Origin of the sequence: Rhodomicrobium sp. Az07 (assembly GCF_018619475.1) — a bacterium.
GTDB lineage: Bacteria > Pseudomonadota > Alphaproteobacteria > Rhizobiales > Rhodomicrobiaceae > Rhodomicrobium.
The window spans coordinates 1-21646 of sequence record NZ_JAHFZG010000008.1 but is presented as its reverse complement, the minus strand read 5'-3'; the positions used below and the strand labels follow the sequence as shown (position 1 = coordinate 21646).

The following is a 21646-nucleotide window of genomic DNA, read 5'->3' as shown; positions in this document are numbered from 1 at the left end:
TGTGGGTGTGGGGCATCAAACTATGCAGAAATACGTGAGGGCCGCAGCGTTGAGCTGCGGTGTATCGATGTGCGCGTTGTCGCTTTTCGTTGCCGATATTCATCAGGCGTCGGCGCAGGCGAATGCGACCTACGACTTCAATATTCCAGCAAAACGGCGTCTCTCGGCCCTAGCCGATTTCACGGCGGCGACCGGAATCCAGGTGGTGCGTCCGGGTGCGGGCGCGATCGGCGGAACCTCGCAGGCGGTGAGCGGCCAGTATTCAGCCGAGACGGCGCTCAGGGCGATCCTCGCCGGTTCGGGCCTGAACTATCGCTTCACGGGTTCGCGCACGGTCGCGATCGAGGCGCAGGGCGGTGACGCGGGCGGAGGCGACGGCGGTCTCGCGCCCGGCGAAGGCATCGCTCTCGATACGATAGACGTCAGGGGCGCGGGAGACGGTATCGGGCGAGGCGGCGTCAGCGAGGTCAACGTTACGAGCGCGGATCTCGAACGTCGCAACGCGAACGACATCAGAGCCGTGTTCCGCGGAGAGCCGCGCATTACCGTCGGCTCCTCGCTGCCAATGTCCCAGAAGGTCTATGTGCAGGGTATCGAGGAAACCAATCTCGCCGTCTCGATCGACGGCTCGCGCCAGAACAACAAGGTCTTCCACCACAATGCGACGACGATTATCGATCCGAGCCTCCTCAAGGCCGTGCGCGTCGATGCGGGCGTGGCTCCCGCCGATGCGGGCCCCGGCGCGCTTGGAGGCGCTATCGCTTACGAGACCAAAGACGTGGCCGATCTCCTTGCCAAGGATGGCCTCGGCGGTTTCCTGAAGACGACTTACAATTTCAACAGCAATACTTCGACCAATAATCTCGCTGTCTACGGCCGTCAGAACGGTTTCGAGGCGCTCGGCTCCTTCAACTTCGCCAAAGGCAGTGAGTTCACTTCCGGCAACGGTCAGGAGGTGCTCGGGACAGAGACGAACTTTGTGAGCGGGCTCGGCAAGTTTGCCTATCAGAGCACTGACGGCCACCGCTTCGAGATCAGTCACGAGCAGTTGCGCGACGACGCCACGCGTCCATTCCGGGCAAATGCCTTGCAGATCATCAGCGGAACAGCGACGCCGCCTGTGCGTCCCTACACACTCGATCGGCAGAATACGGTCTTCACTTATACCGACACATCCCCTGTGGGCTGGTGGGATCCGAAGTTCGTGCTGGCCTACAACCGCTCGAAAGCCGCGGTGGACCAGTATACCGGCGCCACCCTCGATACATACAGCTATACCAGCGAGGGCATCACCGACAGCTTCAACGGAAAAATGGAAAACAAGTTCGCCCTTTCCATCGGCGACGTCGTTACGGGCGTCGATTTCTATCGAGACGGCGCGGAATACATCGACCGCACTTATCGAACAGCAGAGAAGGCAAACAATTTAGGCGCCTATGCCCAGGCAAGGCTGACGCCTTTGGAGCGCACGAAGCTCTCCTTCGGCATGCGCGGAGACTACCAGAACTTCGAGGGCGTCAACGGCTTCAGTTCGAGCGACCAGGGCCTCAGCGGCAATGTCTCGGGCGAATACGAGTTGACCAGTTTCCTTATTGCCAAGGCCGGTTATTCGCATGTCTGGGCGGGCGTGCCACTTGCTGAAAACTATGTCCAGAACCCGGCCTGGAATTACGGTGACGGGCCGAAGTCTGTCACGTCCGACAACTACACTGCGGGATTCGTCGTTCCATATGAAGCTTTCCGGTTCGAAGCTGGTGTGTTCCAGACCGAAATCGACAATGCGCGTGTGCCTCTATACAAACCCGTTACTTTGGCGTTACGCGCCTTCGACGTGCAAACGCGAGGCTTCAATCTCAGCGCCGCCTATAATTGGGGCGACGGCTTCGCGCGCGTGCGTTTCGCGCGCACGGACGCGGAAATCGATGGGCAGCCGGCTAACACTTATCTCGGCCAGTATCTTACTGCCCCCATCGGAGACGTGCTGACATTTGAGGTGGCGCATACCTTCACACAGTGGAATCTGACAGTCGGGGCCGATGTCGAGATCGTCTTCGACTACGACAAGCTACTGAATCCCGTGACCGGCATCGGCAAGATTGAAGGCTACGAAGTCGCCAACGCCTTTGTCGAGTATCGCCCACCGTCGCTCTCGTCATTGACGCTGCGCGGCGAGGTGAAAAATATCTTCGACGCGACTTATGCCGCCCGCGGCACCTACGGTCTGGAATACGGCACCGGCGTGGTACGGCCCCTCTATGAAACCGGTCGCACCGCCCTGGTCAGCACGAAGATCGACTTCTGATGCGGACGTAGGAGATTTCGGCCGGGTCTGACGGTTAGGCATATCGCCTGCTCCAGACCTGCTAACAGCGTCGTGCCGCTTCTGATTTACGGCCCGGCGCTGTTTGATGGAGCGCTCGATCTCGAAAGCCCGTCGCCTTGGCGCGGCGCTTCGCCGTACACGCTCAAAACCGGAGCGCCGGACGCATGTAGTCTCCGTCGCGGGCCTGCGGGGCAGGTCGGACGCGCGCGGAACGCCGACGTCAATCGAATTATTCGCCCGAAACTCGCGCAGGACTTATCTCGACACTCTCACCGCAGCCGCAAGCGCTCGTCTGATTCGGGTTCTTGAAAACAAAACCGGAAACGAATTTCTCGGTCTTGTAGTCCATCTCCGTGCCGAGCAGATAGAGAATCGCGGAGGGTTCGATGAGGATGCGCACGCCCTTATCCTCGACCACCTCTTCGAGAGGACGCGTCTCGGAGGCATACTCCATCGTGTATTCCATGCCAGCGCAGCCGCCCTTTTTCACGCCCACGCGAAGCCCGACGACCGGCATTTCGGATCGTCCCATGATTACCTTCAGGCGCTCCGCCGCCGCATCGGTCAGCGTGATGACTTTTCCGAAAGACCCCAAGTGTCGCCTCCCTTTTCTTACCTGTGGAATATGGCATCGACCGCCGGGAACACAAATACATCCTCGTCCGCATAATTTCAGCGGAAAGCGACTCTCCGAATTCGTCGGGCCGACCGGCCTTACACCGCTTTTGCACGCACGTGCATAAAAACGCTTGACGCGGAGCGCGATGCAGACCATTGTTATGAGAACCCGCTCATAACAAAAGTGGCGTCCGCTTATGGCAAGACCTAGAAAATGCAGACGAATCAGGATCAATCCTGCGGTGAGGTTCTACAAGCCGCAAGGCGTTCCCTTACGTCAGCTTCAGATCGTCGCCATCAAGGATGAAGAACTTGAAGCTCTCTCCCTCGCGGACGGCAAGGGGCTCGATCACGAGTCTGCCGCCGCGCTCATGGGCATTTCGCGCTCCACGTTTTCGCGCATTCTGGCGCAGGCTCGGAAGTCCGTGGCGATAGCGCTTGTAGAAGGCGCGGCGCTGGAGATTGGGGGCGGGGATTTCCAGCTCGTTTCTGAAGAAGACGAAGCTGGGATGACTACTGAAGACAACAAAGGAAAAGACGATGCCGATAATGGATAAGACAGGCCCCTTCGGAACTGGGCCGGTTGGCGCAGGCAAAGGTCCGTGTCAACGTGTAGACAGTGTTGCCTCTGGCGGCCGCGGTCGCGGTAGAAGTGGCGGCGGATGCAAAGGTCGTGGCGGGTTCCGCCAAAAATGGTCCGGACGGGCTCAACTCTCCCAAACCGGAGAAGCGGCCGCGCTTGAGCTTACTATCTCCGCGTTGCAGACGCGATTGAAGTCGTTGCAGGGCGCCTGAGAGCAACCGCGCGCAGCGCTTTCGCGCCGCGACGAGGCAGGCTTCGACTTGGCGGCTGCGCCGTTGCCTGCTCCACACAAGACCACCAGCAAGAAACATCAGATGCAAGTCCTGGTCGGAAGGCGCGCCTGCCAACCGTGCGGCCGCAACACGCGCTTCAGGCTTAGGCGGCACCGCGTCAAGGGGAAACCAAATTGAAAATCGCCATCACAACGGCCGGGACAGACCCGGCGGCTCCCATGGATCCGCGCTTTGGCCGCGCGCCGCACTTCATGGTTTTCGATACGGCAACGCATGACTTCGTCTTGATCGCCAACCCGAATGCCGCCGCCGCGCAAGGCGCAGGGATCAAGGCGGCGGAAGCCATCGTCAAGGCAGGCGCGGCAGTTTTGATATCGGGCGAATGCGGGCCGAAGGCGTTCAGGGCCCTGAAGCAGGCCGGCGTGCGAGTCTATTCCGCGAAATCCGTATCCGTGGCGGGAGCGCTCGAAGCTTTCGGGGCGGGCAAACTGCCGGAAGCCACAGCAGCATGAAGATCGCTGTTGCATCCGGGAAAGGCGGGACTGGAAAAACGACGGTGGCGGTCAATCTCGCGTTGGCCGCCGATCACGCCTTGCGCCTGCTTGATTGCGATGTCGAGGCGCCGAACGTCCATCTTTTCCTGAGCGGCGCCATGAAAAGCCAGCGGGTGGTGACGATCCCCGTTCCCGAAATCGATGCGACGCGGTGCAACGGCTGCAATGAATGCAGTGCGTTCTGCAGGTACAACGCGATTGTATCCTTGGGCGCAACGCCCTTCATCGTGCCCGAACTCTGTCACGGCTGCGGCGGCTGCGTGCGCGTCTGCCCGCGAAAGGCCATTCGCGAAATTCCCCGGCGCATCGGCGTCGTTGAAACGTTGCAGAGCGGCGCGATCACGCTCGTCCAAGGTCGTCTCGACGTTGGAGTGACGCTCACGCCGCCCCTCATCCACGCCGTCAAGGAAGAGGCGCAAGGCGGCCTCCTCATCATGGATGCGCCGCCCGGAACGTCGTGCCCGGTCGTCGCGACCTTGCGCGGTGCGGATTTCGTCGTGCTGGTGACCGAGCCGACGCCTTTCGGCCTGAACGATTTGACGCTTGCCGTGGAAATGGTGCGCGAACTTGGGCTCCCGTTCGGAGCCGTCATCAACCGCGCGACCGGAAGCGACGATCTTGTTCGCCCTTATCTCGACAAGGAAGGAATATCGCTGCTCGCGGAAATCCCGGACGACCGGCGGATCGCGGAAGCGTATGCAAAAGGAACCCCGCTTCTGGCTGCGCTGCCCGACGCGAGGCCGCTTTTTTCCGCGTTGCTGAACACGATTTGCGAGGCGGCGGCATGAGGGAAATCGTCGTCATCAGCGGCAAGGGCGGCACCGGCAAGACGAGCCTCACCGCGAGCTTCGCACTCCTGGCGAAAACTGCCGTGTTGGCGGATTGCGACGTCGACGCGGCGGATCTGCACCTGATACTGACGCCGACCGTCAGGGAATTTCACGACTTCTGGAGCGGCCATGAAGCCGTCATCGATCCGCAACTCTGCACGCCTCATGGCGTTTGCTCCAGGCTTTGCCGCTTCGACGCGATCGGAAAGAAGGACGGGAAATATCACGTCGATTCAACGGCGTGCGAAGGGTGCGGCGTATGCGCTCATTTCTGTCCGCACGGGGCGATCGAGATGCAGGAACGTCTGTGCGGCGTCTGGATGAGTTCGGACACCCGCGCGGGGCCGATGATTCACGCAAAGCTCGGCGTCGCGGCTGAAAACTCCGGAAAGCTGGTTTCGCTCGTTCGCCAGGAAGCGCGGCGTCTGGCCGAAGAAACGCAACGTGAGACGATCCTCATCGACGGCCCGCCGGGGATCGGCTGCTCCGCGATTGCCTCGATCACTGGCGCTTCGGCGGTTGTCATGGTGACGGAACCCTCGATGTCGGGCGAACACGATCTGATGCGCGCGCTGGAACTGACCCGTCATTTCAACGTACCGGCGTTTGTCTGCATCAACAAATGGGACATCTGCCCCGAGATGGCGGCCCGGATCGAGACGCGGGCGGCAGCGGCGGGAGCAATCGTCCTCGGACGCGTCCGCTACGACGGCGGCGTCACAGAAGCGCAGAAACAGGCAAAAGCCGTTGTCGAGACCGGCGCCCCCTGCGCCGGCGACATCGAAGACATCTGGAATACCCTTCAACAAAACATCGGAAAGGATACCCTGACATGATCATCGCAATTCCGCTCGAAGACGGGAAACTCGCGCCGCATTTCGGCCATTGCGCCAGCTTCGCGCTGATTGAGACCGACGCGGCCAATGCTGTAACGGAGCGGCGCGATATCGATGCGCCTCCGCATGAGCCCGGCCTGCTGCCTGTGTGGCTTGCCGAGCGCGGCGTCACCCTGGTCATTTGCGGCGGCATGGGCGCGCGCGCTCTGGATCTCTTCGCGCAGAAAGGGATCGAAGTGGTCAGCGGCGCGCCGGTCGATACCCCTGAACGACTTGCCGCCGCCTATCTTCATGGACAGATGGAAACGACAGCGAACGGTTGCAGCCATCACGATTGCGATCACGATTGACGCTTGAAGTAAAGGCAACGCAGCGGAGATCGCGTTCTCGTCCACAGGCCACGAAAGCGGCGCGCCCTGAACGCGCGCCGCTTTTGAATGCTGCGCCGAGGCCCAAGCGGCGTCAGGCAATTTACGAAGGGCGCAGACGTTGCATAAAAGCTACACCTTGGCTGATGTAATGCGTGAACCAATCCTCGCCTGAGTGTCCAAGCGCCCCGCTACCCTCCCGTGCGCGGACAGTAGTGCCGATAAACAGAGCACGACGCCCAAACTTTAGGCAAAATGTTGCGAGTGCTTTAGAAATAAGCGCCCAATTTTCGTGCCCTCATCCGCAAAGCGGTAAGTTTAAGGTCGATTCGCGGCGCTCCGTGTCGCATGGACGAGCGCTCGCCTTTGGCACAGCTTTTGATGTCGCTGCGACAGCCGTGTCTTCGCGATCACCTTTCCTATCGCGCGGATACGTTAGAGAATGAGCGTGTTCGAGGCAGGAAATTGGAGGATCACAACATGAAACTGGTGGTGGCGATCATCAAGCCATTCAAGCTGGAAGAAGTCCGTCAAGCCCTCGACGGTCTCAGCATCGAAGGGCTTACGGTCAGCGAAGTCAAAGGCTACGGCCGTCAGAAGGGGCATACCGAAATCTATCGTGGCGCGGAATACGAAGTGAACTTCGTTCCGAAGATCAAGATCGAAGTCGTGGTGGTCGACGAGCAGGTTGATAAAGTCATCGAAGCAATTACTTCGGCGGCGAAAACGGGGCAGATCGGAGACGGCAAGATTTTCGTGTCGACGATCGAACATACGGTGCGCATCCGCACGGGCGAATCCGACGCTGATGCTCTTTAGTAAGAAGGGGAAATCTATGACACCTGTCTGGCGTAATCTAGCTCTTCTAGGGGCAACAGCCCTGGGGGCGATGGCTCTCGTCGATCCATCGCTCGCCCAGGACGCCGCGACTGCGGCAACGGACGCCGCCGCTGCGGCGCCGGAAGCAGCCGCCGCTGCTGCAACGGACGCCGTCGCTGCTGCAACGGATGCCGCCGCTGCTGCAACGGATGCCGCCGCATCCGCTGCCACGAACGTGGCTGAAACGGTCGCCGCAGTGGCCAACAAGGCCGACGACGCATGGATGATGACGTCCACCCTGCTCGTTCTTCTGATGACGGTCCCCGGCGTCGCGCTGTTCTACGGCGGCATGGTCCGCACCAAGAACATGCTTTCTATCCTCACGCAGGTCCTGCTGATCCAGTGTCTCGTCTGCGTGGTCTGGTTCATTTACGGTTACAGCCTGGCGTTCGGTACCGCCGAGGGCGCGCTTGGTCAATTCGTTGGCGATTTCTCGAAACTATTCCTGTCTGGCGTCACTGCATCGACTGTGCTGGACGGTGGCAGTATTCATGAACTTGTGTTCGTCAGCTTCCAGATGACCTTTGCGGCGATCACGACCGCGCTGGCAATCGGATCTTTTGCCGAGCGCATGAAGTTTTCAGCGGTCGTCCTCTTCGCTCTTCTCTGGTCGACGCTGGTATACATTCCGATCGCGCACATGGTTTGGGCGAGTTCCGGCATCGCCTTCCAGATGGGCGCTCTCGACTTCGCGGGCGGCACCGTCGTTCACATCAACGCCGGCATCGCTGGCCTGATCGGCGCGCTTCTCGTCGGCCGCCGCATCGGTTACGGCAAGGAACCAATGCCGCCACATTCGCTTACGCTGACCATGGTCGGCGCCGCGCTTCTGTGGGTGGGCTGGTTCGGCTTCAACGCGGGTTCCGCTCTCCAGGCGAACGGCACTGCGGTTCTCGCCATGGCAAACACCTTCATTGCGACGGCGGCCGCGGGCCTCTCCTGGCTTCTCGTCGAGTGGCTCTTCAAGGGCAAGCCCAGTCTGCTCGGTCTCGCTTCGGGCGTCGTCGCCGGCCTCGTTGCTGTGACCCCGGCGGCCGGTTTTGCCGGCACGAACGGTGCACTTGTGCTTGGCCTCATCGCCGGGGCGGTTTGCTTCTTCTTCTGCACGTCGGTGAAGAGCGCGCTCGGCTATGACGATACGCTCGACGTATTCGGCGTTCATGCGATCGGCGGTATCGTCGGCGCGATCGGCACCGGTGTTGTTGCGGCTCCGCTCTACGGCGGCATGGGCAACGGCTCCGAAGTCTACGACATCGCTTCCCAGGTTCTGATCCAGATCAAGGCTATCGGCATTACGGGTGGCTGGTCCATCGTGGGCAGCTTGATCGTGTTCCTCGTCATCTCGGTCGTCGTCGGTCTGCGCGTCTCCACGGAGAAAGAGCGCGAAGGTCTCGACATCTCCGAGCACGGCGAACGCGCGTACAACATGTAATCGGCGCGGACGGCGCAAGCGCCGTCCGCTACCTCCTCGAAGCAGCGTTTCGCTGCAAAGCACCACTCTATTCGGCGCTTGCAGCGAAACGGCTTCGACTTCGCTCGAAAACGCTCTCGCCGCCGAACGCCTTCCTCCCGGCGGTCGGCGCGGCGGCAGGCAAGCCCGGGACCCCATCTCTCGGGCTTTTTTCTTCGCCGCCTAGAGCCGGATCCGATCAGGTTGACCCAACCTGTCCTTCAAAGAAGAGACCGTTTTACCGATCTGATTGCGATTCAATCAGATCGGAACGGGCTCCAGGGTTTTGCCTTCGGGCTCACGGTGCTAGACTCCGCGACTTCACGTTGAAGCAACCCGGTATGTGCCCGTGTCCGAAACCTCGCTTTCCACGATTCAGTCGCCATTCCCGCGCCTTCGCGACCTCATCGAAGGGCTGAAGGCCGGCGCTTCTCCCATCGACATGACCATCGGCGAGCCGCGCCACGGCGTGCCGTCGTTTGCGGCCGACATCATCGCCGAACATTGGCGAAGCTTCTCGAAATATCCGCCGATCAACGGGATCGCGGAACTGCGCCACGCCATCGCGGCATGGCTCGCGCGCCGTTACACGCTGGCGTCGGGCGTCGTCGATCCCGACAGGCACATTCTCCCGCTATGCGGCACGCGCGAGGGGCTTGTTTCGGCCATGACGCTCGCGGCGGCGAAGAAGAACGTGCGCGGCGCCGCCGTGCTGATGCCGAATCCGTTCTATCAGGCGTACTACGCTGGCGCGCTTACGGCGGGTTGCGAAGCGGTGATGCTCTCCGCGACCGCCGCGAGCGGTTTCCTGCCCGATCTCGACGCACTCGACCCGCAGCTTCTCGACCGCACGGCGGCCTTCTACATCGCCTCGCCCGCAAACCCGCAAGGCGTGATTGCGCCCGCCGCCTATTTCGAGCGGCTGATCGCGCTCGCCCGCCGTCACGCTTTCTATGTTTTCTCGGACGAATGTTATTCGGAGATTTACCAGAACGAACCGCCCGCAAGCGCGCTTCAGGTGGCCGCGCGGACCGGCGATCTTGACCGCGTGCTCGTCTTCAATTCGCTGTCGAAGCGCTCGAATGCGCCGGGGCTTCGGTCGGGCTTCATCGCGGGTGACGCGGGCTTCCTGAAGGACTATCTGCAATATCGGAATGTGGCCTGTCCGCAGGTGCCGATCCCCATCCAGCATGCCTCGGTGGCGCTTTGGTCCGACGACGCGCACGCCGCCGAAAGCCGCGCGCTCTATCAGGCGAAGATCGCCGCCGCGAGCGAAAAGCTCGGCGCCCTGCCGAATTATTACGAGCCGGCGGGCGGCATGTTCCTTTGGCTCGATCTCTCGCATTTAGGTGGAGGTGTCGAAGCCGCAAAAACCATTTGGAAAGGATGCGGTGTCAAAGTGCTGCCTGGGGCCTTTCTGGCGCAACCGGACGAACGCGGCTTCAATCCGGCGGACGATTACGTCCGGCTCGCGCTGGTGGACCCGCTCGACGTGACGCGCGACGCGGTGGATCGCCTCGCGTCGATGCTGTTGTGACCGGAAGACGAGTTCGGCCATGAGTCGGGTATTTTCGTGGGGTGGCGTGCGCGCATGGAGTCGAGGCAAAGGTTTCTGCCGAAAGCGCTGGCGGCCGAGTTGCGGCGTCTGCCCTGGCGCGTTCTGGGCTTCTCGCTGGTCGCCATCGCGATAGCAATCTGGCTCGCGCTGATAAGCTGGTCCTACGGCGACCCGAGCCCAAGCTACGCCACCACATCGCAACCGCATAACTGGCTCGGTCATCGCGGCGCGAGCGTCGCCGACGCAATGATGCAGGCATTCGGACTTGCCTCGCCCTTCCTCGTTTTTCCGATTTCGGTGTTCGGCTTCCGGATCTCGGGCGGGCACATCCCTTCGCGTCCGCGCCTTCGCCTCTCATACTGGGCGGCGGCGGGGCTGCTCGTGCCCGCGTTCTTCGCCATGTTCCCGACGCCCAAAAGCTGGGTATTGGATACCGGGCTCGGCGGCATAGCAGGCGATTTCGCAGTTGCGCTCGCGGCAAAAGCGACGTCGGCTGTCGCGCCTTCCCTCCTCTGGCCGCTGCTCGGCCTGATCCTGCTTCCCGCTGGCGGCTGGTGCCTGCTTCGGGCCTGCGGGCTGAATTCGAAGGTTCTCCCCGCAGCGTTCCAGTTGGGCAGCGAAGCTCCGGCGAAAGGCAAGGCCAAGGCGAAAGCCAAGGAAGAGCCGCTGATCGACAAGGCGGCGGCTTGGGCGAAGCGCGTCTCTCAGCAAGGCAGCGGGGCGCTCCAGGCTTTCGCCCATCCCGGCGACTACTGGCTCGCGCGCGTTCGCGACGAAACGCCGCCGCCCGCCGCTCCGTCGCCCGCTCCTGCAAAAGCGCCGAAAAAGCCCGCGCCGAAGGCCGTGGAGCCTTCGCCCTTCTCGGATTGGGGCAGCCGCCCCTCGCCTTCGTTCGGCGGTTCCGAAGCGCGACATGTCGAGGCGGAGCCGGACGGCCTTTTCGACGATGTGCGCATCGAACCGTTCTTCGGAGCGCGGCGCGGGCCGGTGCCCTCTGCGGGCGCCATGGCGAACGGAACGCCAGAAGATGACGGCGAGCCGGTTTCGCCGATCCGCCGCTTCACCGGCAAGGCCATGGAAACGGCGATGAGCAGTGCACACAGGATCATCGAGACGAGCGCGGCGGCCGCCGCCGCCGTCAAACGCCAGAAGCCGCTCATCTATGTGAAGCCCGCCAACGACGAGCCTGCGCTTCGTACCGACGACGACGTGCTCGAACACTTCACCTCCGCGTTGCCGCCGCTCTCGCTGTTGTCGCCGCCGGCAGCCACTTCGGAACGGCCCGGCGCGCACGATCCCATGCTGATGCAACGCTCGTCCGCACTGATGGGCGTGCTGGGCGATTTCGGCGTGAAGGGCAAGATGTCGGGCATCTATCCCGGCCCTGTCATCACGCTGTTCGAGCTTGAGCCCGCGCGCGGCACGAAGTCCTCGCGCGTGGTGGGCCTCGCCGACGACATCGCACGGTCCATGAGCGCCGTCTCGGCGCGCGTCGCCGTGGTCCCCGGCCGCGACGCCATCGGCATCGAATTGCCCAATCCCAAGCGCGAAATGGTCTCGCTGCGCGGCATCATCGAGTCGAATGCATTTCAGGACAGCCAGGCCGCGCTTCCGCTCGCGCTCGGCAAGTCCATCGGCGGCGAGCCCATCGTGGTGGATCTCGCCCGCATGCCGCATCTGCTGATCGCGGGCACGACCGGCTCCGGCAAGTCGGTCGGGATCAACACGATGATCCTGTCGCTGCTCTACCGCCTGCCGCCGAGCCAGTGCAATTTCATCATGATCGACCCGAAGATGCTGGAGCTTTCAGTCTATGACGGCATCCCGCATCTGCTCGCGCCCGTCGTCACAGACCCGAAAAAGGCCGTCGCCGCGCTGAAGTGGACGGTCAAGGAGATGAACTCGCGCTACGAGAAGATGTCGAAGCTCGGCGTGCGCAACATCACGAGCTATAATTCAAAGGTCGCCGCGGCGCAGCTTCGCGGGCAGCCTCTGAAGCGCGTGATTCAGACCGGCTTCGATCCGGTCACGGACGAGCCGATCGAGGAAGAGGAAATCTTCGATCCGGTCCCGATGACGTACATTGTGGTGGTCATCGACGAGATGGCCGACCTGATGATGGTGGCGGGCAAGGACATCGAATTCGCCGTGCAGCGGCTTTCCCAAATGGCGCGCGCGGCGGGCATCCATCTCATCATGGCGACGCAGCGCCCGAGCGTGGACGTCGTCACCGGCACCATCAAGGCGAACTTCCCGAGCCGCATCAGCTTTCAGGTCACGTCGAAGATCGACAGCCGCACCATCATCGGCGAGCAGGGCGCGGAACAACTCCTCGGCGCGGGCGACATGCTCTACATGGCGGCGGGCGGGCGCATCATTCGCGCGCACGGGCCGTTCGTGTCCGACGAAGAAGTGGAGCACGTGGCGGCGCACCTGAAGGCGCAGGGCTTCCCGAACTACCGCGACGATATCCTCGAAGACCCCGACGCGGAAGACGAAGCGCCCCGCAAGGGCGGCGGGGGCGACAGCGGCGATCTTTATGCATCCGCCGTGGACATCGTGCTGAAGGACAGGAAGCCGACGACCAGCTATCTCCAGCGCCGTCTCGGCATCGGTTACAACCGCGCCGCATCTCTCATCGAGCGGATGGAGCAGGAGGGCATCGTCGGCTCGCCGGGCCGCACCGGGCGGCGGGAAATCCTGATGGAGGAGCGGCACAAGGCAAGTTAGCGGTGCGCGCCACGTATTTCACTTGCTCGCGCGGGCCGGTTCCGAAGCGATTATCGGGCACTAAGCAGTTTCCGCCGCGAATTTGACGCTTTCATGCAAATTCATAACCGAAAAGTTATGAGCTTTTCACAGGGGCTATCGAGGCATGAGCAAGCGCGTCATTTCGAGCTTATTGGGATCAGGGGCGCGGGTTGCGTTTGGCGCGTTGCTGGCGGCTGGCGCAACAAACGCGGTTTTCGCACAGGGCGGCCAAACGGAAGTCCAGAAAACGTATCCGGCTCCTTCCGTCGCGCCCGCTCCGACGGCGCCTGATGCGCCAAAGGAACCGTTCCCGGCTCAAACCGAGCCCTCGGCCCCGCCGAAACCGACAAGCCCCATCGGCGGAACGGCATCGACGTCCGCGCCGGCCTGGCAGACCGACCTTGCACAGCAGCCCGATGCGATCGCCGAACCGGCTGCCCCGTCCATTCAGGAAGGCGATCTCGAAATCGTCGCCAAGATCAACGATTATTTCAACAAGATGACATTTCTTCAGGGGGTGTTCATCCAGACGGACCCGGATACCAAGCAGAAGCGCGGCAAGTTCTACCTCGCGCGCGGCGGTAAGGTCCGTTTCGACTACGGCGCGCCGAGCAGGCTCAAGATCATCGCGAACGGCAAATATCTCGCCATCGAGGACCACGACCTCAACACCTCGGATCGCTATCCGCTGGAGGTTACGCCGTTCCGCCTCTTGCTCTCCGAACATGTGGATCTCTTGAACGACGCCAACATCATCGGTGTCGAGCATGGCGCAGAGGTTGTCGTTCTCACCGTCGAGGACAAGAAAGGCGACGGCTCGGGACGCATCCGGCTCATGTTCTCGACGCCCGACATGGTGTTGAAGGAGTGGATCATCACCGACGCGCAGGGTCTCAACACGAAGATCGAGGTCGCGGATCTTGAGGAAAATATGGAACCGGCGCCCGATGTGTTCGAATTTTCGCAGACGATTGGCTTCAAGCCGGTGAATTGACACGCCCAAGCTGCGATAGATTCGCCACTGTCAAGGCGCGAATTGCCGATTTTTCATTTGCAATCGGTCGGGGCCGTGCTATCCTACCTTGCATAGAGAGGTTGATGCTAGTCACCATCGGTAGTGCCCCCCCGTCTAGCCGAAGGCGTCAACCTCTCAGCGTCGGCTTCCCTCCCGACGCATGCGTGAAAACGCAAAAGCGCCCAACCTTCGCCGGAGTTGGGCGCTTTTTTCATGTCCATGACACTTCGCATCAGCACCTGGAATATCAATTCGGTCAGGCTTCGCTTCGATCTTGTCGCGCGCTTCATCCGCGAGACGCGGCCGGATATTCTCTGCCTTCAGGAAATCAAATGCCGCGACGAGCTTTTCCCGGCCGACGGCTTCCGCGAACTTGGCTTCCCCCACATCGCGATCTGCGGGCAGGCGGGCTATCATGGCGTGGCGACGCTGTCGAAGCTGCCGCTCGAACCGCTGCCGCGTCAGAGTTTCTGCGGGACTGAAGAAGCCCGCCATCTCGGGTGCAAGGTGGCGTTGCCAGGCGGCGGCACGCTAGCCGTGCATAATATCTATGTGCCCGCTGGCGGCGACATACCGGACCCGGAGCTGAACCCGAAATTCAGGCAAAAGCTCGCCTATCTGGCAGCGCTGGCGAAGTGGGAGCGCGGCTGGGCGGACGACGCGAACGCCGTGCTCGTCGGCGACTTCAACGTTGCGCCGCTCGAAACCGACGTGTGGTCGCACAAGCAGCTTCTGAAGGTGGTGAGCCACACGCCCGTCGAGGTGGAGGCGCTGACGAAGGTGCGCGATGATGGCCGCTGGGTAGACCTCGTCCGCAAGATTGTCCCGCCCGAGCAGAAGATTTACAGCTGGTGGAGCTATCGCGCGGCGGACTGGACGGCGTCGGATCGCGGGCGGCGGCTCGACCACATATGGGGCAGCGCCGCGATGGCCGGGCGCACGCGCGACGTCACCGTGCTGAAGGAAGCGCGCGGCTGGCCGGGGCCATCCGACCATGTGCCGATCACGCTTGAATTTGAAAATTAGGAGCTACTTCGGCACGAGCCCGGCAATGCGTTCGGCGATCACTCGCGCACGGCGCGGCTTTCCTTGCCTATGAAAGACAAATCAGCGATCGGGGGCTGCGCATATCCCAGAATTTCAAGCTCGCGGCGCGCTTCAAGGCGTAGGCGCTCCGACGCCGTTTCGATCTCGCTTTCAAGCCGCTGCATGAACTCCTGCTTAGGCAGCCCCGGCGGGATCGGATCGAGGAATTCCACGACGATGGTGCCGGGATAGCGCAGGAAGGAGTGGCGCGGCCAGAACATGCCGGAGTTCAGCGCCATCGGGCACACCGGCACTTTCAGATCCTGATAGAGGACAATGATGCCCGGCTTGTAGTCGGGAGCGGCTCCCGGCGCGGCCCGCGTGCCCTCGGGAAAGATCACGATCTCGCGGCCTTGCGCGGCGCGGCTGCGGGCCTCACGCATCATCTGGCGCAGCGCCGCCGGACCTAGCTCGCGTTGAATCGGGATGAGTTCGAATTTCTTGCAAAAGCGGCCGTAGAGCGGGATCGCAAGCAGCTCCGCCTTCATCACGAGCGCCGGATCGCGCATGAGCGACAGCGGCGCGAAAGTATCCCACGCGGCCTGATGCTTCGCGGCGACGATGCACGGTCCCGGCAGAAGCTTCTCTCGCCCGCGCACCTCCATTTTCGTGCCGCAGATCGCGCGCAACAGCCCTTGCGACACGTCGCCGTGCAGTTTCAGCGCCGCCATCGCCCACCGGCGCGGCACGAACGGGAGCAGCAGCCAGCTTCCGAGGATCAGGAAGACCGCCCAGGTGACGTAAAGGATCGAAACGAAGAGCGCGGATCGGAAATAGAGGAGGGCTTTAGCTGGCGCGCGCATTGATGAAATGTGGCTGGTGTTCGTTTCTGGCGGAAGCGTTGGAGATGGAGTTCGCGCCATAGCGCGCCATCGCCGTAATGTACTTCATATACTCCTTCCAGAGAACCCACGCAGTGCGCGAATCGCGCCACCACCGCTCGTCGAGGCGAGGCGCCCGGACCGGGTAGGGGACAAGCTCCACGTCCCGCATCGCCTGATGCAATTCGATCAGCGCGCGCGGCATGTGGTAGGTGGAGGTGACGACGATGATCGACCGATAGCCGCGCTTTCGCACCCAGTTCGTGGTCTCCAGCGCATTGGCTTCGGTGTTGTGGGCATTGTCGAGATCGACGCAGCAGGAAAACAGCGACGAGTTTCGCGACCCGCGTGATGTCGTGAGGCTCATGATCTGCGGCGCGCGCGTCGTCTTGTGCACGCCCGAAATCAGGAGGCGGCGCGCCTTGCCCTCGGACAGAAGGCGCACGGCGGCGGCGATGCGCTCCTCGTCGCCCGTGAGCGCGACGATGGCGTCGGCGTCCTTCAGTTGCGCCGCGGGCATGATACTGACGGAATACGCGAATATGAGAAAGCCGCACATGATCGCGAAGGAGAGAAGCGCGGTTATGCGGACCACGCGCCGCAGGATCGCTCTCGGAGCGAGCAGATTACGTGGGCAAGTCCTGTCGCCATCGGTGCTCATTGCATCGGCAGTATACCGCCGGGCCGGGGAGTTGCCTATGATTTTTGAATCGCGTTCCTCAACCATTAACCTTAGCTGTTCTGGTGATTGAGGATTCTGCGCACGCCATAACGTGAGGTGAGCTTGCAGATGAGCGCGACCGCCACAACCACAAGCACAAGCACGGCGTACCCGCCGATATCGAGCGTGCCCGCGCCGACAAGGCGGCGGATCTCGGCCGCTGACGTCGCAGACGTGCTGATGCCTTCGGTGATGTAGGGCAGGCTGAGAAAGAGAAGCGCCGCGAGCCCCGCTCCGAAAACTCCGGCCCTGACGCCGACCTTGACGAAATGCGTCTCGAACTGGCGCGCGATGAATTTTTCCTCCGCACCTACAAGGTTCAACACGGACACGATCTCGCGGTTCGAGGCCAGAGCGCTCGTCGCCGCCGCAACGATCACAGCCGCCGTCGCCGCCGCCATCAGGAACAGCATGCCGATACCGCCGATTTCGAGGAGCCGCGTAAGACGCCGGATTTCGTTGCGCCAGAGCCCGTGATCGTCGAGAAACGCACCCGGAAACTTCGATTCCAGCACGGTTTTCAGTGTGGCGATGTCCGGCGGGCTCGACGTATCGATCTGAACCGCGACGAGCTTCGGAATCGCGAAGCTCTTGAGCACCTCGGAGCGGCCGATCCACGGTTCGACGAGCTTCAGCGACTGCTCTTGCGAAAACGGCGTGACGCGAGCGATGCCGTTCTGGTCTTTCAGAAATTGCACGATATCGGCGGTTCTGTCTTCGCCCGAAGCGTCGGCGTGCGGCTGGATCTGGACGGTGATTTCGGCCGAAATCCTGTCGGTCCAGACATTGGCGGCGTTGAAGACGATGTAAACGCCGCAAGCGGTGATCGAGGCGAGGAACCCCATGATCGCGATCACGAGCGCGAGCGAGCGCCCCGTGACCGATCCCGGCGGCACGATCGGCGCGTTCGACCGGGCGTATTTGGGTTGCGACTGCTTGCGCGTCTTGTAGAGGACGGGAAGCGAGGACGCGGGTTCAACGGTACTCATGGTTCAACGGTACTCATGGTTCGACGATACTCATGATTCGATGGCACTCATGGCCACTTCGCTACTCGTGCATTTCCAGGCGGCCGTTTTCAAGCTGCATGCGCGCCGCCGGGAACTGGGACATGAGCTGATAGTCGTGGGTCGCGATGATGATCGACGTACCGAGCCGGTTCAACTCGATGAACAGGCGAAGAAGGCGACGCGCCATCTGCGGGTCGACGTTGCCGGTCGGTTCGTCGGCGAGGAGAAGTTCCGGCTTCGCGATCACGGCGCGCGCGATGGCCGCGCGCTGCTTCTCACCGCCCGAAAGCACCGCCGGGAAAGCGTGCATGCGGTCGCCGAGGCCCACCCAGCGCAGGAGTTCCGTCACATCGTCCTGATAGTCGCTCTGCTTGCGGCCCATCACGCGGAGCGGAAGCGCCACGTTCTCCCATGTGGTGAGGTGGTCGAGCAGGCGGAAATCCTGAAACACGATGCCGATGCGCCGACGCAGATCCGCGCGCTGACTCGTCGTATTCTTGGCGATATTTCGTCCGAAAAGGTAGACGAGGCCGCGCGTCGGCCTGAGCGACATGAACAGCATGCGGAGAAGCGTTGTCTTTCCCGCGCCGGACGGTCCGGTGAGGAAGTGAAACGAGCCGGGATGCAAATGAAAATTTACGTCGCGCAGGACTTCCTGGCCGGCTCCGTAACGGAGACCGACATTCTCGAATCGAATAAGAGCATGACCGGTATTCACAACCTCAACCCTGCTGTTCGCTCCCGAGCCGATTTATGATAAGCCCAGGTCGATCTAGCAATTGATTTCGACAAAGCCGAGACGGCGGTAGCGGAAAACGAAGAACAGAGTTGATCCGATGATCATCGAATGCCCGGCATGCACGACGCGCTACGACATCAAGGCAACGCTGCCGCCGGAAGGCCGCTCCGTCCGCTGTGCCAAATGCGGCACGGTCTGGCGTGCGATGCCCGACGCGGCGGAGGAACCGCACGAGACCTATGACGTCGAAACGCAGCAGGTTTCCGAACACGAGTCCGCTATCTCCGAGGAGCGTCAGAAGCGCGACCTTGCCGCGGAACTGCGGCGGCAATGGGCGGCCGAGGCATCTTCCCAGCCGGAGCGTGAGGATAACTCACCGGATGTTCGCGAGAATGAAGACAAAGCCGCCGCGCGGCATGTGGCGGATGAACCCGCGCATGGCGACGAGGATGCGCCGGAAGCGCGCCCCTCTTCGTTCCGCGACGCCTGGCCCCGCGAAGACGCCGATTTGCGCGACGAGGTCGATGTCCCCGCAGGCGCAGAGGCGGACGCCGTTCCAGCGCCCTCACACGCCGAGGATGAGCGCACAGCCGAAGAAGTCGCTCACATTCATAGTCAGCCGGAGGCAGCCGCAGCACACGTCGGGCATCCAACGCAGGCCGATGCGGCAGAACAACACCCCGGAGACGATAGCGGGCAGGATGCTCCATCCGAAGATGGCAAGGTCAGCTGGTTCGGCAGTTTTCGCCGCCGTTCCAAGCAGAAAGACGACGAGCCTTCCACGATAGCAGCTGCGGCCGCTTCGCCGCAGATCGCCGAGACGATCCCCTTCCCCCGGCAACCGCACGCCGCTGAAGCGGAAGCGGCCGAGTTGGCTGGACCCGATTTGCGCACGCTGGAGGAGGCCCGCGAGGCCGTTCGCGGCGTTTTTTCGAGTCTGAATGACGGCCGCGCGTCCCCCGCGGGCTTCGCATCCCCGATGACGGCGCCTGTCAGCGAGTTGGCGCCTGCGAGGGAGCCCTCCGGTGCTATCCGCAGCGAGGCTTCAGGCGGGCAGCACACGGCCTCGCTCGCAGCGCAAGGCACCGACGAGTGGCGGGGCGGGAAGTACGATCGCAACGCATGGCGGGCACCTGAAGACGAACGCCGGGAAGACGGTGCGGGAGCAGGGGGGGACGTTGGCCGTTCCATAAAGCTGGCCGCGCCCGCAGGCGATCCCGAAGCCATGCTTCGCGAGGCGATGAAGGCGCAATTCTCCGATGCGTCGGACGACAAGGATCTTGCCGAGGAGCTGGAAAGCCATCTTCGCGCGGCCGCTGGGCCACGCCAGGAACAGAGCGCAGAGGACGATCTACAGGGCGATCTCGCGGCGATCTGGAAGCGCCCCCAGGTGCGCGCGCCCATCCCGGCCGAGGCATCCCCGGCTGCCGAAGAGGCCGACGAAGCCGGTTTCGATCCTCGTCTCGCGCGCGAAATCGAAGAAACGCAGGAATCGTCCGGCGTCGCTCGCCGTGGTTTCGGAAGCCTTGCCGTTGCCGCTGCGTGGGGGCTTTTCGTGACCGTGGCCACCGGGCTTGTGGTCGGGCTTTTCGCTTTTCGCGACATCGTCGCCGATTCCGCGCCGGGGCTTGCGCCGCTTTACAGCGCTTTCGGAATGCCCGTCACGGTGCAGCCGCTCTCTTTCGATACCGTCACATACAAATGGACGATTACGGATGGCAAGCCCACGCTTCTCGTCAGCGGAGCCATATACAACACGTCGAAGCGCAAGGTAAAAGTGCCCGACTTTACAATCACCATCAAGGATCGCGATCCGGCGCTCGACCGGGAATACTCCGCCGCGCTCAGAAGCGGAGCTACCAAGATAAGGTCGAGGCAGCGCGAAGACTTCGACATTGAACTGGTTTCGCCGAGCCCGACATTGTCTTCCATCGAACTCGCGCTCAAGAAAGTCCGTTAGCCCATAATGTCAGCCGGTCTCCTGGAACGTTACCGCCGACTTCTGGCGGAGGGCAAGATCGCGCCCGACCCTGCGCAGGCGCTCGCCGTCGAAAAGTTGCAAATTCTCACGAACCGGCTTGCGCTTTATGTCGCGCCGACGAAGACGGACTTCTTCTCCTTCTTCACGCGAAAGCGCGGCGAGGTGCCGAAGGGACTTTACGTCTTTGGCGCGGTTGGTCGTGGCAAGACGATGCTCATGGACCTTTTCTATCAGGAAGCGCCGGTCGAGAAGAAGCGGCGCGCGCACTTTCACGAGTTCATGGCCGATGTCCATGCAGCATTGACGGTGGCGCGGCGCGAAGCCAAGGACGACCCGATCGTGTCCGTGGCGAAGGCAATCGCGGCCGAGGCGCGCCTTCTGTGCCTCGACGAGCTTTTCGTCACAGACATCGCCGACGCGACCATCGTCAGCCGCCTTTTCGCGACGCTATTTGAGGCCGGGACGGTCGTCGTCCTCACCTCGAACGCTCACCCGACGCAGCTTTACAAGAACGGGCGCAACCGCGACCAGTTCGTTCCGTTCATCACTCTGATCGAGAACACGCTGGAAGTTCTGCAACTCGAATCCGCGCAGGATTATCGCCTTCAGCACCTGACCCACGGCGCGCTGTATTTCACGCCCGCCGATGATGCCGCAAAAGCAGCAATGGACGAGCTTTGGAAGAAGCTTACTTTCGGCGAACCGTGTGTATCCGAGACCATTCCGGTAGTCGGCCGCGAGCTTCACGTCCCGCGCGCATGCCTCGGCGCGGCGCGTTTCACCTTCGCGGATCTGTTCGAGCAGCCGACCGCCGCCGCCGACTATCTGGCGCTCGTCCGCCACTATCACACCATCTTCGTGGACGGCATTCCGGTCATGACACCTGCCGACCGGAACGCGGCGCGCCGTTTCATCACGTTTATTGATGCGCTTTACGACGCTAGGATCGGCCTTGTCGCCTCGGCGGATGCGCAGCCGGACGATCTCTACAAGGCTGGCGACGGCGCGGAGCTTTTCGAGCGCACGGCGTCACGGCTCATTGAGATACGCTCGCCGGAGTATTTCACGAAGGCGGCGGCGAGCCGCGAGGCGGATGCCGCGGAATAGGGATTGCCCCGAGGGCGACCTGATGAAGAGGGCGGGGGTGCAAGCCCATCGCGGTTATGGGCGCTGGGATTGTCGTAAGCGGTGTTCTGACCTCACCTTCCATTTTGCTCGAACGGCTGCGAGTGTGACGGTTCCTTGAGGGATCGTCTTATGTCTAATCCTGGTCGTAGTCCTATCACTGAG

Annotated in this window: 20 protein-coding genes; 15 read left to right on the top strand and 5 right to left on the bottom strand. The window is 62.2% G+C overall.

The window, feature by feature from the left end; translation table 11 throughout:
• Positions 1-22: 22 nt before the first annotated feature.
• The gene (locus KKP04_RS07615; RefSeq protein ID WP_215028734.1) at positions 23-2302 is read left to right on the top strand and encodes a TonB-dependent receptor; all 2280 of its coding nucleotides are present in this window, start codon (positions 23-25) and stop codon (positions 2300-2302) included.
• Between the two features lie 250 nt (positions 2303-2552).
• Here KKP04_RS07615 and KKP04_RS07610 read toward each other — a convergent pair whose 3' ends face one another.
• Complete coding sequence (locus tag KKP04_RS07610) at positions 2553-2918, bottom strand: iron-sulfur cluster assembly accessory protein (protein WP_251133972.1); 366 nt, start codon at positions 2916-2918, stop codon at positions 2553-2555.
• A gap of 220 nt (positions 2919-3138) precedes the next feature.
• Between KKP04_RS07610 and KKP04_RS07605 the strand changes: the two genes are divergently transcribed.
• From KKP04_RS07605 to KKP04_RS07550, 12 genes are all read left to right on the top strand, one after another.
• A complete protein-coding gene (locus tag KKP04_RS07605) occupies positions 3139-3498 on the top strand; it encodes a DUF134 domain-containing protein (RefSeq protein WP_215028729.1) in 360 nt (119 codons plus the stop codon).
• Positions 3482-3736: a DUF5320 family protein gene (locus KKP04_RS15905; protein ID WP_371818729.1), complete on the top strand. Its 255-nt coding sequence runs from the start codon at positions 3482-3484 to the stop codon at positions 3734-3736. Before KKP04_RS07605 ends, KKP04_RS15905 begins: the two co-directional genes overlap by 17 nt.
• Before the next feature lie 194 nt (positions 3737-3930).
• Complete coding sequence (locus tag KKP04_RS07595) at positions 3931-4269, top strand: NifB/NifX family molybdenum-iron cluster-binding protein (protein ID WP_215028722.1); 339 nt, start codon at positions 3931-3933, stop codon at positions 4267-4269.
• On the top strand, positions 4266-5099 hold the full coding sequence (locus tag KKP04_RS07590) for an ATP-binding protein (RefSeq protein ID WP_215028720.1): 834 nt from the start codon (positions 4266-4268) through the stop codon (positions 5097-5099). Before KKP04_RS07595 ends, KKP04_RS07590 begins: the two co-directional genes overlap by 4 nt.
• Positions 5096-5977, top strand: coding sequence for an ATP-binding protein (locus tag KKP04_RS07585; protein WP_215028718.1), 882 nt, complete (start codon positions 5096-5098; stop codon positions 5975-5977). Before KKP04_RS07590 ends, KKP04_RS07585 begins: the two co-directional genes overlap by 4 nt.
• Positions 5974-6327, top strand: a complete 354-nt coding sequence (locus tag KKP04_RS07580) for a NifB/NifX family molybdenum-iron cluster-binding protein (protein WP_215028716.1) — start codon at positions 5974-5976, stop codon at positions 6325-6327. Before KKP04_RS07585 ends, KKP04_RS07580 begins: the two co-directional genes overlap by 4 nt.
• 498 nt (positions 6328-6825) lie before the next feature.
• Entirely contained in the window at positions 6826-7164 is a 339-nt protein-coding gene (locus KKP04_RS07575) for a P-II family nitrogen regulator (RefSeq protein ID WP_215029069.1), read from the top strand.
• Between the two features lie 16 nt (positions 7165-7180).
• Positions 7181-8656, top strand: coding sequence for an ammonium transporter (locus KKP04_RS07570; RefSeq protein WP_251133971.1), 1476 nt, complete (start codon positions 7181-7183; stop codon positions 8654-8656).
• Positions 8657-9023: 367 nt separating this feature from the next.
• Positions 9024-10211, top strand: coding sequence for an aminotransferase class I/II-fold pyridoxal phosphate-dependent enzyme (locus KKP04_RS07565; RefSeq protein ID WP_371818728.1), 1188 nt, complete (start codon positions 9024-9026; stop codon positions 10209-10211).
• Between the two features lie 54 nt (positions 10212-10265).
• Positions 10266-12962 (top strand): DNA translocase FtsK, encoded by a 2697-nt coding sequence (locus tag KKP04_RS07560; protein ID WP_215028711.1) that lies wholly within the window; start codon positions 10266-10268, stop codon positions 12960-12962.
• Between the two features lie 145 nt (positions 12963-13107).
• Complete coding sequence (locus tag KKP04_RS07555; RefSeq protein WP_215028709.1) at positions 13108-13977, top strand: outer-membrane lipoprotein carrier protein LolA; 870 nt, start codon at positions 13108-13110, stop codon at positions 13975-13977.
• Between the two features lie 240 nt (positions 13978-14217).
• Positions 14218-15024 carry an exodeoxyribonuclease III gene (locus tag KKP04_RS07550; protein ID WP_215029063.1) on the top strand — a complete coding sequence of 269 codons (807 nt, stop codon included), beginning with the start codon at positions 14218-14220 and terminating at the stop codon, positions 15022-15024.
• Positions 15025-15062: 38 nt separating this feature from the next.
• Here the strand turns inward: KKP04_RS07550 and KKP04_RS07545 are convergent, their stop codons facing one another.
• The 4 genes from KKP04_RS07545 to ftsE all read right to left on the bottom strand — a co-directional run bounded on the left by KKP04_RS07545 (position 15063) and on the right by ftsE (position 18354).
• Entirely contained in the window at positions 15063-15887 is an 825-nt protein-coding gene (locus KKP04_RS07545) for a 1-acyl-sn-glycerol-3-phosphate acyltransferase (protein ID WP_215028707.1), read from the bottom strand.
• Entirely contained in the window at positions 15871-16566 is a 696-nt protein-coding gene (locus KKP04_RS07540) for a YdcF family protein (protein ID WP_215028699.1), read from the bottom strand. The genes KKP04_RS07545 and KKP04_RS07540 overlap by 17 nt, the downstream gene beginning before the upstream one ends.
• 71 nt (positions 16567-16637) lie before the next feature.
• The gene (locus tag KKP04_RS07535) at positions 16638-17615 is read right to left on the bottom strand and encodes an ABC transporter permease (protein ID WP_215028697.1); all 978 of its coding nucleotides are present in this window, start codon (positions 17613-17615) and stop codon (positions 16638-16640) included.
• 61 nt (positions 17616-17676) lie between these two features.
• Positions 17677-18354: a cell division ATP-binding protein FtsE gene (ftsE, locus tag KKP04_RS07530; RefSeq protein WP_215028696.1), complete on the bottom strand. Its 678-nt coding sequence runs from the start codon at positions 18352-18354 to the stop codon at positions 17677-17679.
• A 118-nt stretch (positions 18355-18472) separates the two neighbouring features.
• Here ftsE and KKP04_RS07525 point away from each other — a divergent pair, with 118 nt between their 5' ends.
• The gene (locus KKP04_RS07525) at positions 18473-20335 is read left to right on the top strand and encodes a zinc-ribbon domain-containing protein (RefSeq protein WP_215028694.1); all 1863 of its coding nucleotides are present in this window, start codon (positions 18473-18475) and stop codon (positions 20333-20335) included.
• Between the two features lie 6 nt (positions 20336-20341).
• Entirely contained in the window at positions 20342-21463 is a 1122-nt protein-coding gene (zapE, locus tag KKP04_RS07520; protein ID WP_215028692.1) for a cell division protein ZapE, read from the top strand.
• The last annotated feature ends 183 nt before the right edge of the window (positions 21464-21646 follow it).

Coding starts and splice junctions, on each gene's coding strand:
- KKP04_RS07550 (WP_215029063.1), top strand. CDS start 14,218: ATGACACTTCGCATCAGCACCTGGAATATCAATTCGGTCAGGCTTCGC.
- KKP04_RS07590 (WP_215028720.1), top strand. CDS start 4,266: ATGAAGATCGCTGTTGCATCCGGGAAAGGCGGGACTGGAAAAACGACG.
- KKP04_RS07570 (WP_251133971.1), top strand. CDS start 7,181: ATGACACCTGTCTGGCGTAATCTAGCTCTTCTAGGGGCAACAGCCCTG.
- KKP04_RS07585 (WP_215028718.1), top strand. CDS start 5,096: ATGAGGGAAATCGTCGTCATCAGCGGCAAGGGCGGCACCGGCAAGACG.
- KKP04_RS07560 (WP_215028711.1), top strand. CDS start 10,266: ATGGAGTCGAGGCAAAGGTTTCTGCCGAAAGCGCTGGCGGCCGAGTTG.
- KKP04_RS07615 (WP_215028734.1), top strand. CDS start 23: ATGCAGAAATACGTGAGGGCCGCAGCGTTGAGCTGCGGTGTATCGATG.
- KKP04_RS07580 (WP_215028716.1), top strand. CDS start 5,974: ATGATCATCGCAATTCCGCTCGAAGACGGGAAACTCGCGCCGCATTTC.
- KKP04_RS07605 (WP_215028729.1), top strand. CDS start 3,139: ATGGCAAGACCTAGAAAATGCAGACGAATCAGGATCAATCCTGCGGTG.
- KKP04_RS07540 (WP_215028699.1), bottom strand. CDS start 16,566: ATGAGCACCGATGGCGACAGGACTTGCCCACGTAATCTGCTCGCTCCG.
- KKP04_RS07575 (WP_215029069.1), top strand. CDS start 6,826: ATGAAACTGGTGGTGGCGATCATCAAGCCATTCAAGCTGGAAGAAGTC.
- KKP04_RS07545 (WP_215028707.1), bottom strand. CDS start 15,887: ATGCGCGCGCCAGCTAAAGCCCTCCTCTATTTCCGATCCGCGCTCTTC.
- KKP04_RS07555 (WP_215028709.1), top strand. CDS start 13,108: ATGAGCAAGCGCGTCATTTCGAGCTTATTGGGATCAGGGGCGCGGGTT.
- KKP04_RS07535 (WP_215028697.1), bottom strand. CDS start 17,615: ATGAGTACCGTTGAACCCGCGTCCTCGCTTCCCGTCCTCTACAAGACG.
- KKP04_RS07525 (WP_215028694.1), top strand. CDS start 18,473: ATGATCATCGAATGCCCGGCATGCACGACGCGCTACGACATCAAGGCA.
- zapE (WP_215028692.1), top strand. CDS start 20,342: ATGTCAGCCGGTCTCCTGGAACGTTACCGCCGACTTCTGGCGGAGGGC.
- KKP04_RS15905 (WP_371818729.1), top strand. CDS start 3,482: ATGCCGATAATGGATAAGACAGGCCCCTTCGGAACTGGGCCGGTTGGC.